Origin of the sequence: Leptospira perolatii (genome assembly GCF_002811875.1) — a bacterium.
Classification (GTDB): Bacteria; Spirochaetota; Leptospiria; order Leptospirales; family Leptospiraceae; genus Leptospira_B; species Leptospira_B perolatii.
The window spans coordinates 77,628-90,632 of record NZ_NPDZ01000002.1; the positions used below are offsets into that span (position 1 = coordinate 77,628).

At 42.8% G+C, this 13,005-nt stretch carries 13 protein-coding genes; 5 read left to right on the forward strand and 8 right to left on the reverse strand.

What is annotated here, in order from left to right; translation table 11 throughout:
• The first annotated feature begins 42 nt into the window (after positions 1-42).
• From CH373_RS04245 to CH373_RS04260, 4 genes are all read left to right on the forward strand, one after another.
• Positions 43-2,421, forward strand: a complete 2,379-nt coding sequence (locus CH373_RS04245) for a hypothetical protein (protein ID WP_100714497.1) — start codon at positions 43-45, stop codon at positions 2,419-2,421.
• Positions 2,418-3,572, forward strand: coding sequence for a DUF445 family protein (locus tag CH373_RS04250; RefSeq protein WP_243393252.1), 1,155 nt, complete (start codon positions 2,418-2,420; stop codon positions 3,570-3,572). Before CH373_RS04245 ends, CH373_RS04250 begins: the two co-directional genes overlap by 4 nt.
• A 156-nt stretch (positions 3,573-3,728) precedes the next feature.
• Positions 3,729-3,935, forward strand: coding sequence for a hypothetical protein (locus tag CH373_RS04255; RefSeq protein WP_243393253.1), 207 nt, complete (start codon positions 3,729-3,731; stop codon positions 3,933-3,935).
• Entirely contained in the window at positions 3,932-4,306 is a 375-nt protein-coding gene (locus CH373_RS04260; RefSeq protein WP_243393254.1) for a hypothetical protein, read from the forward strand. Before CH373_RS04255 ends, CH373_RS04260 begins: the two co-directional genes overlap by 4 nt.
• A 25-nt stretch (positions 4,307-4,331) precedes the next feature.
• Here the strand turns inward: CH373_RS04260 and CH373_RS04265 are convergent, their stop codons facing one another.
• Together CH373_RS04265 and CH373_RS04270 are read right to left on the reverse strand one after the other, a co-directional pair.
• On the reverse strand, positions 4,332-5,357 hold the full coding sequence (locus CH373_RS04265; RefSeq protein WP_100714494.1) for a S1C family serine protease: 1,026 nt from the start codon (positions 5,355-5,357) through the stop codon (positions 4,332-4,334).
• A 48-nt stretch (positions 5,358-5,405) separates the two neighbouring features.
• Positions 5,406-5,720 (reverse strand): putative quinol monooxygenase, encoded by a 315-nt coding sequence (locus tag CH373_RS04270; protein ID WP_207761483.1) that lies wholly within the window; start codon positions 5,718-5,720, stop codon positions 5,406-5,408.
• 84 nt (positions 5,721-5,804) lie between these two features.
• Here CH373_RS04270 and CH373_RS04275 point away from each other — a divergent pair, with 84 nt between their 5' ends.
• On the forward strand, positions 5,805-6,722 hold the full coding sequence (locus CH373_RS04275) for an NAD(P)H-dependent flavin oxidoreductase (RefSeq protein ID WP_100714493.1): 918 nt from the start codon (positions 5,805-5,807) through the stop codon (positions 6,720-6,722).
• Between the two features lie 87 nt (positions 6,723-6,809).
• On the opposite strand, the gene CH373_RS04280 is transcribed toward CH373_RS04275, so the two are convergent.
• The 6 genes from CH373_RS04280 to CH373_RS04305 form a co-directional block, all read right to left on the reverse strand.
• Positions 6,810-7,079, reverse strand: a complete 270-nt coding sequence (locus CH373_RS04280; protein WP_100714564.1) for a hypothetical protein — start codon at positions 7,077-7,079, stop codon at positions 6,810-6,812.
• A gap of 116 nt (positions 7,080-7,195) precedes the next feature.
• Complete coding sequence (locus CH373_RS04285) at positions 7,196-7,798, reverse strand: MXAN_6521/LA_1396 family lipoprotein (RefSeq protein ID WP_100714492.1); 603 nt, start codon at positions 7,796-7,798, stop codon at positions 7,196-7,198.
• Entirely contained in the window at positions 7,795-10,791 is a 2,997-nt protein-coding gene (locus CH373_RS04290; RefSeq protein WP_100714491.1) for an efflux RND transporter permease subunit, read from the reverse strand. The genes CH373_RS04285 and CH373_RS04290 overlap by 4 nt, the downstream gene beginning before the upstream one ends.
• Entirely contained in the window at positions 10,791-11,399 is a 609-nt protein-coding gene (locus CH373_RS04295; RefSeq protein WP_100714490.1) for an ABC transporter substrate-binding protein, read from the reverse strand. Before CH373_RS04295 ends, CH373_RS04290 begins: the two co-directional genes overlap by 1 nt.
• A 132-nt stretch (positions 11,400-11,531) precedes the next feature.
• The gene (locus CH373_RS04300) at positions 11,532-12,281 is read right to left on the reverse strand and encodes a TIGR04283 family arsenosugar biosynthesis glycosyltransferase (RefSeq protein WP_243393255.1); all 750 of its coding nucleotides are present in this window, start codon (positions 12,279-12,281) and stop codon (positions 11,532-11,534) included.
• A complete protein-coding gene (locus CH373_RS04305; RefSeq protein WP_100714489.1) occupies positions 12,233-12,871 on the reverse strand; it encodes a TIGR04282 family arsenosugar biosynthesis glycosyltransferase in 639 nt (212 codons plus the stop codon). The genes CH373_RS04300 and CH373_RS04305 overlap by 49 nt, the downstream gene beginning before the upstream one ends.
• Between the last annotated feature and the right edge of the window lie 134 nt (positions 12,872-13,005).

A 13,005-nucleotide genomic window follows, 5' to 3' on the forward strand; every position in this document is an offset into this window, starting at 1 on the left:
CTTTTGCTTGTCAACAAGAGGCGTTGTCATATTTTCTCCGCCATGTCGTCCAAGAAGTGGAAAGTTTCACTGGCCTGGCGAAGGCCCCTTCTTTTACTAGTTTCCTTTGTTGTAATAATAGTAAAATTCCGATTTCTATTAACATCCGAGTATCTATCCGGTTGGAGCCTGCAAGCCCAGACCCACCTCGCAGAAACCTACAATTCTCTTCTCTCCAATGGACATTCCTTAGGTTACGACACCAGCTGGTTTTCCGGTTTGCCGGTGTTCTTCTTTGAACCACCATTCTTTTATTTTGTAGTAGCATTTCTTAATAAAGCACTGCTATTTTGGGCGCCTTTTGCGCTTTCTTTCAATGTAGGAATTCTGGTATCAATCTTACTTTTTACGTACGCTTTTGTTAAACTAAGTCTTCTGTTGTTAAGCGAAACAAGCCACAAAGCGAGCACAGTGATTTTGGCGATGTCGGGTTTGCTCTTCTTTTTTCTTTGTGCAGGAGAAGAGCCTTTCGGGCTGTCTTTGGTCGGGCTGTTTAGCGGATCGGTCACCGGATTTTTCGGATTGAGCTGGAGTTTGCTGGGATTCTATTACCTCGAAAAATACAGGACCACCGGAAAGCTCGCCGCGCTTGCGAAATATTTTGTGGTGAGCGCATGCGTATTTTATTCGGATTTTCCGAGTTCACTGTTTTACATCGTTTCTCTGGTGATCTATTTTCTATTCCTCGGCGATGAATTGGGCAAAAGGGCTTTTGCACTGGTATTTTTCGTGCCTCTGTTGTTAGCCAGCCCGGTTTGGTGGAATTTTCTAAAATACTCTTCCTATAGAGCGGAGACTTTTCCGATGGACGCGGCACCTGGACTGATCTCGATACTTGGACCTGCCGCACTAAAACCATTGTGGGAAGGAAAGGGTTTGTTATCCTTTCTTTGGAACATGATCATTGGGTTACACTGGATCCAGGTCGTATTTCCTGTTCTATTTATTTTAGGAATTCGTTATATTCTAAAAAGAAGGATATTTCCTCCGGCTTCGAGATTTGTTTTTTTCTCCTGTCTGATCTTTTATTGGATGGGAGTAGATTCTTCCTTATCTAAATTTTTCCCAGGAATCGGTTTCCCTTGGTATCGAGCCTTGGACCTTTCCCTGGTATTTTTGACATTGTCTGCTTTAGAAACTGCTCTCTATATTTGGAAAAATTCCGAATTGAAGAGCCTGGCAATGTATTCGGCGAGTGGTCTACTGGTGCTTGCCTTGTTTCGATTCTTTCTATGGCATCCGGAGTTAGAGTGGAAAGAAAAGTCTGCTTTTTTGAAGGACACCTTGTCTATGGAGGAATTGCAGGAAGTAGAATCTGCCCTGGCTGGACTTCCTAGTCGTTCTAAAATTTTTCCGGAAGTTGATTCCAAGAAAAAATGGGGAGATAGTCCATTTACTCTCGGACTTTTGATACAGAGGGCTGGGCAGAGAAATGCATTGGGAATGGAAGCAGATGCTACTTTGAGTTCCCTCGTAATACAACCTTATCTGAACAGATATTTGCCTTGGACCGCTTGGGGAAGGCAAAAGATATTCGAGGAGGATTTGTCCGATTCTGAAATCGGTTTGAGCGTGCATCGATTTATGCAGGCAAATGGAATCGATTACATAATTGGCACTTCGAGTAAATTAAGAAAAATCTTACATTCAAACCCGAGCGGTTTTCGCGAAGTAAACTCATGGGATTCTCTCTATTTATACCAGGTTTCGGATACAGGACCCCAGATTTCTTCACTCGCAGAAAAACCTTGGGCGGTAGCAGATTATAAAGAACTAATGGAGCTGGGCAAGTTTCGCCCTAAAAGATTTCTTGCGACCGTCAACGACTTCATCCTGGAAAGATCTCTGGATCCTAGACTTGTATTCGTAAGACTCGGAAGAAACGAGTTAGATATGTCTAAGCAATACTTGGGGGACTGGTTCGAGGGTATTATCGTATTACAAACTCCGAATGAGAAGAACAATTGGAGAAGGGAGCTTGCCACCAAGTTCGGAAATCTTCGATTTGTGACTTCTGCGGAATTTTTGGAAAAAATTGACATGTCTTCGGTTCGCAAATCTGACACAGCAAAAGTATCGGTGCAGGCATCGGTAATCACAGAGGAAGAAATTCTATCGAAGGGTGAAATTTCCGGATCAGAAGGAGCTCTTGCGAAAGATTGCATTTTAGTGCGGAGAAGTTTTTTCCCGAAATGGGAAGAGGAAAACGGTGGCTCCTTATTTCAAACCCAGAGAAATGAAATTTTGACTTGTTCAAAGAATACCGGATTCCATCTCAAATTTGCTAAGGGTAACTCCATACTTCTCACATTGACAATGTTCCTACTTCCGATTTTCTTTTTGCTCTCCTCTTTTGTAAGAGGTAGATGGTTTTTCCGGTGAAAATTTTTTTCAGATCCGGAAAACTCGCAAGGCCGTATTCTCGGATCCAATTTTTTTCCAACTTTCTTCTGGTTCTATTCGGAGTACTTTTGCTCTGGGGCAAAATGTCCGATTGGGCGAACTGGGCTTGGGGAAGAGTCGTGCTTCATGGTCTAGAAGGAGGTTTGGTCGGAGCGATTTGCGATTGGTTTGCGGTTTGGAAAACGTATCGCGCGGTTGAAACCGAAAGCGGTACAATTGCGGAGCAGATCGGAAATTGGGTTTCTACAGATTTACTAAATCATAAATATCTAAAAGAGTACATGGATCGGATCCTGGACCACCCGGAAAACTTAGAGACAATCTTTCAGTTTCTGGAAGAGAATCTAGGAAATGAGCAAAAGGTTCGAGAAGTCTTAGATAAAGTCTGGGACTTGGTGGAAGATGATATAGTTTCGTATCTCAGTAATTTTCAGTTTTCCGGAACTGACCAGAGGATACTCCACGATTTGAACCGAAGGTCGGAAATTCTAGAAACGGTCCGCTTTTTGCTGGGAGAGACACTTGTAAAGGTGGTCCAAGAGGATGAATTTCACACTCGTTTGGAAAAGGTTATCCATTCGTTTTCGTTTATCGCGCAGATATTCGTAAGATTTATTGGTCCTGAACGCAGACTAAAGGAATTCGGAGAAGGGCTAAAGCAGGGGAAGTCCTTCGAAACCGAAGAAGAAACTGTTCTCTCCGAGTTAGTTTCACTTTTTGCAGAATGCGCAGATCTCTACATCGGAGCTTGGAACGAACTCCCGATTTCTAGAAAAGAGAGCGCGGTGCGTTCTTTAACGGGATTCGGGAAGGAACAGATGAATCGACTTTTGAGTGACGTGATTATTTCGCATAAAAATGAATTTCGAAATTTTAATAATCTTAGAGATTATGCTCCTGTAAGAACTGTGGTTGAATTCCTCAGATCCAAGACTGACGAAGGAGTCTCCGAATATATAGGAGAACAGGTCTCTAAAAGTTTGAAACATTTGGAACCCAAAAGATTTAGAAGGAATCTAGAGGATAAAACGAGAAAGGTTCTTGAAAAAATCAGGATCAATGGAAGTCTACTCGGACTTTTGGTAGGAGGAATCATCGGACTTTTGGAAATTCTACTCGTAAACTTTTAGTTCTTTCTAGAATTCACTTGCGTTTGAATTTATTTTTCGTATATAACAAGTCCTTATTGCCCTCGGTCGACCATGAAACGTTTCTATTTGCTACTATTTCTATTATTCCTTTCTAACTGTTTTTCTTCGACGGTTTATTATTTCGATTCTTTGAGAATGAACGAAGTACCGGAAAGCGTACGAAGAGGACTGTACAAACAAGACGAAATTGGATGTGGGGTACCGCTGAGGGAGCTCATGGTTCAGATTTCTGAAAAGAATCCGAATGCAACCTATATTAGAGATTTAGAAGTTTATAAAAAAGACGACGGCTTGTTCGGAAGTTGCTATCGACTGCGTTACGGCCTGGAGATTTCTCAATGAAAAGAAAATCTCGTTGGTCGGGGCTATTTGCCTTTTTGTTCATGGGGGCTATCATTTTAGGATTCGGAGTTTCTTGCTCCGGGGACGAAAAGAGAATCCTCCAAATAGATAGATTGAAGCCCGCAAAAGACAGAGCTCCTTTTTCTACGGAGAGAGTGGAGGGGGAAGATTGCGTCGGAGTATTCTTTCCATTTTATATTCCTAAAAAATGGGATCCGGATTTGCAAAGAGCCTATGACCATGCGATCGAAGCTTCACCTCCGGGAACTTCTTCGATCGTAAAAGGGGAAGTGTTCCGTAGAGAGTTTTATCTTCCCCCTTTGATTTTTGTTAGGTGTATCGCGATCATCGGACTTCCGAGTGGTGAATAGAAAACAAAGGAATCTGGCCTGAGAGTTACTTCAATTCTCTAGGCTCTACAAAAAAAGTACGAAGAGAGTTTTCTCTTAACAATCGGATTGTGATTTTTTTGCCTATGGACGTCTCGTCTAAAATTTTGTGAAGATCATCCACACCTAAAATTTCCGAGCTGTTCAAGGAAAGAATCAAATCTCCATTCCTGATTCCAGATCTTTCCGCTGGAGAATCTGCTTCGACACCTAACACCAAAACTCCGGACTCTTGCTTGATTTGATTCATGAGTTTCATCTTAGCTGGGATGGATTGGTTTTGTCCTCCGAGTCCGAGATAGCCCCTCTTTACAGAACCATTTGTCATTAATCGCGTGATCACATACTCTGCAGTACTGGATCCGACTGCAAAACAGATTCCTTGAGCAGAAGGGATGATCGCTGTGTTAATTCCGATTACTTTCCCGAAAGAATTTACGAGAGGACCTCCAGAATTTCCTGGATTCAATGCCGCATCTGTTTGGATCACATTGTCGATGAGCCTTCCTGATTGGGAACGCAAAGTTCTGCCTAGTGCGCTTACCACACCTGCAGTGACTGTAGATTCGAATCCGTATGGATTTCCAATCGCTACAACCAACTGTCCTACTTTCAAATTTTTTGAATCTGAAAATTCTGCGTGAGGATATGCAGATCCTTGGATTCGGACGACAGCAATATCCGTAAAAGGATCGTCTCCCACTAGTTCGGCTTCCTTGCTTGTGCCGTCTTGAAGCTTCACTTTAATTTTTCGAGATCCGTGTACCACGTGACTGTTTGTTGCCAGGTAGCCATCCGGAGTGAACAAGAATCCAGAGCCGCTTCCTCCACCGTTGGATCTAGAAGATTCCACTTGCAAGTGTGCAACTGTAGGACCAATTGAGTCTGCGGCAAAGATTACGGAGCGTGAATAAGCGTCTAGAATTTCTCGCTCTTCGACTTGTGCAGGATCTTTTTTTGCCGGAACATATCTAGAAATATCTCCGCCTGTAATAAAGGTAGTCTTCGGAAAAGAATTCGCAGATCGAGCCATTGTAATTCTTGGACCATACGGCGTTCAGAAATGTCCTAGAAAAAATGACTAAGAAGCCCAAACTTCGGGTTCAGGGTGAACCGGTGAGTAGAATACGGTCGTGGTTCCTTGCTCGAAAAATTCAGGAACCTCTCTCCTCCAAGAAACATAGTGCGGAGTGTCTAGGTGAGCTTTTCGAAACGATTCGCTTTGGTACGCCTCTAACACTAAAAATCTGCCTTCGTCCCCGTCGTTTTGCAGGACGTCAAAGCGAAGCACTCCTTTGTCTTTTAACGATTGGCTTGCCAAATCATAGGTCGCCGACTTAAAGGATTCGATTTTATCTCGAAGTATTTTGTAGGAAGAAACAGTGACTACTATCATTGATCTCAAGATTAAGGATAGGATTTCTCTCCGACCAGAAAAAAACGATGGATCGGTAGGTGTAAAAGAAAAAGCTACACTTGTATGAAGTTGCGCACTCCAGTTTCTGAAATGCTCGGAATCGATTTACCGATTATCGGAGCTCCTATGTTTCTCGTTTCTTATCCCGATCTAGTAGTAGCCGTATCTGAAGCAGGCGGTTTGGGAACTTTTCCCGCACAAAACTATCGCACGATCGAAGAATTGAAACGCGGCTTGGATGAAATTCGGTCTCGTACAAAAAAGCCGATCGGTGTGAACCTGATTCTTCATAAAGCGCACAATCCGAATTGGGTAAAGCAGTTCGAAGTTTTACTAGAATACAAAGTGGAATTAATTATCACTAGCTTGGGTAGTCCAAGGAGCATTGTCGGAGAGGCAAAATCCGTGGGAACAAAAGTCTTTTGCGATGTGACCACTCTCAAACACGCAAGGATTGTCGCAAAATCAGGTGCAGACGCACTAGTAGCGGTCGCGCAGGGAGCGGGAGGACACGCAGGTAATATTACACCGTTTAGTTTGTTCCCGTATCTCAAAAAAGAAGTAGGACTTCCTGTGATCGCTGCGGGCGCAATCAGTGATGGAGCACAAATGGCCGCCGCGCTTTCGTTAGGTGCAGACGCGGTTTATATCGGAACCAGATTAATTGCCTCAAAAGAAGCCTCGGCTCCACAAGAATACAAACAGATGCTGATCGATTCTCCTCCCGAGGAAATCGTCTACACCGAAAAGATTTCCGGAATTCCGGCGAACTGGCTCAAAAGATCCGTGGAAAAAGCGGGAGACAATTTTGCCGAACACAAGAGCCAAAGTATCGATCAGGAATTCAAAAGGTGGAAGGACATTTGGTCTGCGGGACACGGTGTCGCGCAAATAGAATCCGTTATACCTGCAGGAGATATCATCCGAAATATGGCTGCGGATTATATGAAGGTCGTCGACGGTCTGCCAAGGCTAACGTAAAAGGTTCAAGATCTTTTATATTCAATTCACCTAAAGCTTTTGGTTAGTATCTATCGAGCTCGGTTGGAATACTACCTTAAAAAATGATCACTTTTCCTGAAAGCTAACAGGAATTAGGTGAAATACTCCGAATACAAAAACCTGTATTGCGTCCGAGATTTTTGCTCCGCCTCTTTTGGGGGCTCGATAAAAATAAATTCCGGTTTCTATAATATGTGCAAAAAAAATGACCCAGCCGAAAAGTATGATCCAGGAATCGTACTCCGGAAACAAAGAATATACTCCGGTGATTAGGCCAGCCCAGAGCACCCAAAAAGAAGCGGTTATCGCTTTACTTATGATAATCAGTGAATTCATCCTTTTTCCTCTTTCGATGGACATAAGTTCCACGGATTTAGTGTTATTCGTCAAGAATAACTTATCTCTCTCCTAGAAGATCTGCTGAGAGAGAGTGGGGCAACTCCAGCGAGTCTTTAGCCCGAGGATTCGACTTCTATCTTTTCGTCTTGCTCTTCTTCGGTCAAGGTCGGACCGGATAGCTCGTCAACCAAGGCTCCTAGGACGTAGTAATACGGAATAGCCTTAGGACCAACTGATTCCCCGAATTTTTGTACATAAGTTTTTCGTAATGATTGGTTCGCATCATCTTCTTGGGTCAATGAATAATCAGAAGCAGCCAGTCCTTCCCATAACAATTTTCCGGATTTGCAATCTTTGAGTTCGCCTTTTACTTTGATATGCAACTCTTGCTCGCGAATTGTCTGGTGGATTAAAAGAGAAAAGATTCCCTGAGCTTTGCCTGGCAAATTTCCGCATTGGAATTTGGATTGAGAGCTGGGATAAACGATAAACTCTTTGTGATGGGCGAGATACTGTTGCGCCATTGCCTTTGCCATTTCGGAATCCGCCTGGTTTAAGGCAGAAGCGGGATCTACCACAATGACGATCCTCTTAAACTTTAAGAGGATATTCGATAAGTCAGGATCTTTTTTTACGTATTTTACCGTACATTGGTTTAGCAAAAATAAAAGCGCCAAAAGTGAGAGCCAATGTGTTGTTCTGAAATCTGATTTCATTTTTTCTTGGCACCTTTTTTTGAAGCTACTTTCTTTTTTGCACTCGCTTTCTTGGGAGAAGCTTTCTTAGAAGCAGCTTTTTTCTTTGGAGATTTTCGATTCGAGTTCTCTTCTAGTTCGGAATCGAAATCAAAAGAGGAATCCTTCCACGAAGTTTCAGCAACTCTAGAAGTGGACATTTGCAAATGGTTCTCTTCGTCTTCGGGACCTAAGCCGAGCGGTACTGTCTCTGATTCCTCTTCCTTTCGAGTCTTGTACGCGAGTTCTAAGATTGCAGGAAGCAACGTGAGCGCGATCAAAAGACAAGCGCCGATTCCTATCGTAGCCACTTTTCCGATGGAATGCAGTCCTCTTTGGTCGGCGATCAATAGCGCGCTCCAACCGACTAAGGTAGTCAAGGTGGAGGCGATCACTGCAGGACCTACCATCGCCATTGCTCGAACGATGTCGTGGTCTTCCCGGAATCTATAATAGATATAGATTCCGTTTTGGATTCCGTATCCTACAATTACAGGAAACACTAATACATTCATAAAATTTAATTTTAAATCTATGAGCGCCATAGTTCCGACAGTGACTACAATTCCTAAGAGTAAAGGAATGAGAGATAGAATCGCCGGTAAAAAAGCTCTGTAAAATAACACGAGCACGAGCACTACTAAAAACAAGGTCAATCCGAAGGCCAGTAAGCCTTCTCTTTGCACGATCAGGATTAGATTCGCAAATAGCATCAAGCTGCCTGCGGTAGTGGCCTTGAACGTAAGTGATCGAACTTGTTTTAGATTGGCGAAAGGCCGATTTTGAAGAATCTCGTTCGCTGTACCAGGCAGAATCGATAAGGAAAGTAACTTTTCTTTAGAATAAGAATTGAGTGCTCTTAACAGTGCTCTTTCTTGCTCTGGAGAGTATTTGTCCTCACTAGGAAGGATGGAACCTTTTTTGACTGCTCCACTTGAATCCAAGATTGCGTTTAAGTTCCTTCTGGAGATTTTTGGAATCTGCATCTCACCGACTGCGGAAAAGAATTCGAGTAATTTTCCACCGTGCCAAAGTGCTACTTTCGGGTAGATGAATACTAGATGACCTTTTGCTTTGGAATTCGGTACTTCTTTGAACTGAGAAGAAAAGATATCCGGAACTTTTTTATAGTCGTAAGGTTGAACCGCTAAAAAGGCCCTAGCCTTCGGAAGATATTTTCTCTGTTCCGGCTTCAAGAAGGAGGGTTTGACCGGCTTCATGTCCTTTTTGATTTGATCCAAGATTTTTCGATTCGCCAATTGTTGACTATAGGCGGGAACAAAATTCCAAAGAGAAACTACCTGGTCCACAGAACCTTCGATTGATTTCGGGACCGGATTAAAATAATCGAATACTGCCTCTGACTCCTCGAGTGTATCCACTACGATCGCTTGCGGATCTGAGGAAATATCGAATCGATCAGAGATTTCATCATATAAGTTTAATGATTCCAAGTTTTCGACTAGAAGGTTTCGACCATTCACGTCGAACTCAACCTTTGGCGCAAAAACTCCGGTTGCCACAACGAAGATCACAACCAAAACGGAAAGTAATCCCGGGCGAGAATAAAATTTTCGTAATATTCCAGACGGTGTCTGCTGGCCTTCGGTTAGTAGGAAAAAGGAAGAAGCCTTTGGAAACCACCTCAGTAAAAGTGTAATCTGTACCGCGGTCACGCCGTACATTGCTATCGCAATGATTAAAATCCCGTAAGTAGCAATGATTCCGAATTCGCTGAAGCCTCTGAATTCTGAAAATGATAAAACTACAAAGGCGGAGGTGGTGGTCAGAGCCGAACTCAGCGAGGCGATTCCTGTATGATAAATCGTATCCTTAATGGATCGGACCAAATCCTGTTTTTTTGTAAATTCTTCCCGAAACCTGTACAAGAATTGGATGCCGTAATCTATACCCAACCCCATTAAAATCGAACCGATAATGCTGGTCACACTATTCAATTGTCCGATAAAGAGACCCGTAAGTCCGAATGTCGCAATCAGTCCGGATCCGAGGGAAATTAATAATATTATTATAAATAAGGGATTTCTAAAGAATAACAGGAGCAGGATTGCGATTCCGGCTACGGATGCGATTCCGATCGGTTTTAGAGCACCGATTAAAGTTTCGTAATCATCCAAATGCAGCTTATAGGTTCCCGTAAATCCTGCGAAAACTCCCGAATTTTCCAGTTTCAGTTTTTCTATATGCGCCGCAATTGCACGATCTAACTTTTTATCGAATTCGATATCTACAAAGGATCCGGTTGGTTTCACCAGAACGATCAGCATTCCCTTGTCAGGAGAAATATTATATTCGTCGAATATATCTCTTTTGGCAAGTTTTTGGTACTTGGAAAGAATATCTGAAAAGTCCGGATTGTATTCCTTGTTCGTAAGCTTGATGTAGAATGGATTCGCTTTTTCCACTTCATCGTCGATCTTGCGTTTGATTCGTTTCCTGATTTCAAGTAAGTCCTGGGTTTGTAAAAAGAGTGGAAGTCTCTCTTGCAAAAAGGTAACGTTATAACGGAAAGAAACATATCTTACAAATTCCTTATCCGCTAATAAAGATTCTGCGAGTCGATCCGATGCCCTTTTGAGAGCAAGCTCCTTTGATTTATAATAAGATAAATTCTTCCGTTTGGCCTCGTCTGCTGATTCGAGTTCTTTTTTTTGCGTTTCGAAGTCTCCGTCACGCTTCGCTGCAAATGCCTTGTTTAAGTGGTCGGTCATCCCCCTCTCATCGTGAAATTTAAGCGCAACCGTGTAGAAACCATTTCCGCCGATCATTTGAATGACCTGCCTTGTCTTTATCACCGAAGGGTTGTCAGGCGGGAGCAAGTCTAAGTTATTACTATTAATGGAAAGCCTGGACGCTAAATACAAAGAGCAGGCGAGTAAAAATAGAATGGTAAGAGTAGAAATTACGGGATTAGTTAGAACCGCATCCGTCGCTCTGGAAAGATATTTCCGCATCAGCTTTTGGCCATTTTTCGGATAAGCGCGATCGTTCCTTTTACCCCGTGTGCCTTGATGGCAGGTTCGATACTCTTGACCCGATTGGTCTCAGTGGAAAGCTTTCCTTCTGTTTCAAAATCGGTAACGACCCAGTTCCCGTCTACTTCGTTTAATATCCACGCAAAGACTACTTTGTCGGATCCTTTATAAAGGATCGAGGATCCGATTCTAATTTCATTATTTTTGATTACGGGATTTTCGTAGGTGATATCTATTTTATCAAAATATTTTGCGGCGACTGGAAAGCCCTTGTGTACGATGTATTCTTTGACAGCTTCCTCAAAGTCCTTTTTTTCCTGCTCGGAAAATGTGGTTTTTCCCACTAGCTTGCTCGCGTAGATTCCGGTATGAATGAGAGCTAAAGCCTTTTCATTCTTTTTGTAACGGATAAATCCGATCAACTTCTTGACTGTCGCCAAGGCCTTGTCCTCGGGAGAGGAGGCCTGATTTTGCGATTCTTCATTTGTGGTTTGAGGTGTTTGTTCCGAAGGGCTTTGTTCTTGGGAATATAACCCTGCTCCCAGGAAAAGAGCTGCTACCATTAAGGACGAAATTATTTTTTTCACGAGTCGTACCTGATTCGAGGAATTTCACTAGTTGTTTACAGAGAGATTACGGACTTCCTCATTTGTATTCATGAGTCGGTAATCGTTTATAACATTAAATTGATTCGATTGTCATAGTCAACGAAATAAGGGTTATCTACCTAGCAAGAATTGATAAGCTCTCTCAATTCTTGTGGGACCGAATCCGAAAGCGAACAGTAACGTGCAAATGAAATACACGAATTGCAATTTTAGAAGTCCATGCTTTTGGAATTTCCTAGAGGAGACGATTAGGAAATCGGGAAGTACCGAAAACGAATATTTTTTTCTGAGCCTTCGGACATACTCTGCGTCTTCCATGACCTTCCATTCATCGGAATAACCTCCCGTTCTGAAATAGATTTGTTTTTTTAGAAACAGTCCTTGGTCTCCGAATCGCAGAAACCCCCAATTTAGAGCTTTATAATAGGCATTGATTTTGAGCCACCAATGTTGTGGTTCGTCGTACTTAATTCTGAAGCAACCTGTCAGTGAGCCGTTTTGCACAGCATTCATAATGTTGGAAATAAATTCTTTCCGAGGAAGGCAATCTGCATGAAGAAAAAAGAATATAGATCCGTTTGCAAAAGATGCTCCTAAATTGCACTGAATCGATCTAGAAGGTACAGGGGAGCGCACTAAAATTGCCCCCAAGTCGGAAGCGATTTCAACGGATCTGTCCGAGCTGCCTCCATCCACTACGATTACTTCAAAGTTCGGACTTGCTTGTTGGATTGAAATTAAGGAAAGCAGTAGTCTCTCTAAAATGGACTCCTCGTTTAGAACCGGAATGATAACCGAAACCGAAGGGTTTTCTATTCTGGAGAATTTTTGCTCCAACTGAATCCTCCCTTGGATTCCCATTCTCTTAGGTCTTCTATCGTGTCTAAGTCGCTCAACTTAGGAAGTATTCCGACATGCTTTCTTGCCCATTGGAGTCTTTCCAGACTTTCCGCAAAAACTCGATTTGTGCTCCATTCCATATTCTGAAATAAAGAAGGTACATCTTGATTCAATCCGATCAAGTAATATCCTCCGTCATTGGCCGGTCCAAGAACAGCGTCATTTTGTTCCAATATTCTAAAAGCTTCCATTATGTGAATGGAATGTAGTCCTGGGCAATCGCTGCCGATGATAATCGCGGATCTGGCTCCATTTCGAAAGCAATGTAGGAAGGCGTTGTGCATTTTTTCGCCCAGGTCGGATCCTTGCTGGATGAGCTTTGTCGGAGAATTCTTACCCCAATCTTCGAAGGAGGTCGGGTCGGGGATATAATCGTCGAACCAAAGGTTCTTGCTTTGCTCCAAATCTTTGATCGCGAGTCTGGTCTTTTCTAAAAGCGCTAAATACACTTTTAGTGCGGTTTCGTCACCGACAGCTTGGGCTAGGCGGGTCTTTACTTTTCCAGGGACAGGATTTCTGAGAAAAACATTAATGACGGAAGATGAGTTCATTCTGAATGGATCGATAGAAATTGTAGAACTTACCGAATCTTAACTTAGTGTCAAATCGAAACTTACCTGGATGCCGAGCCGCAGCCTTGGCAGATTTTTCGGTTTGAGTAAACAATTTTACTGGGCTCGAATTT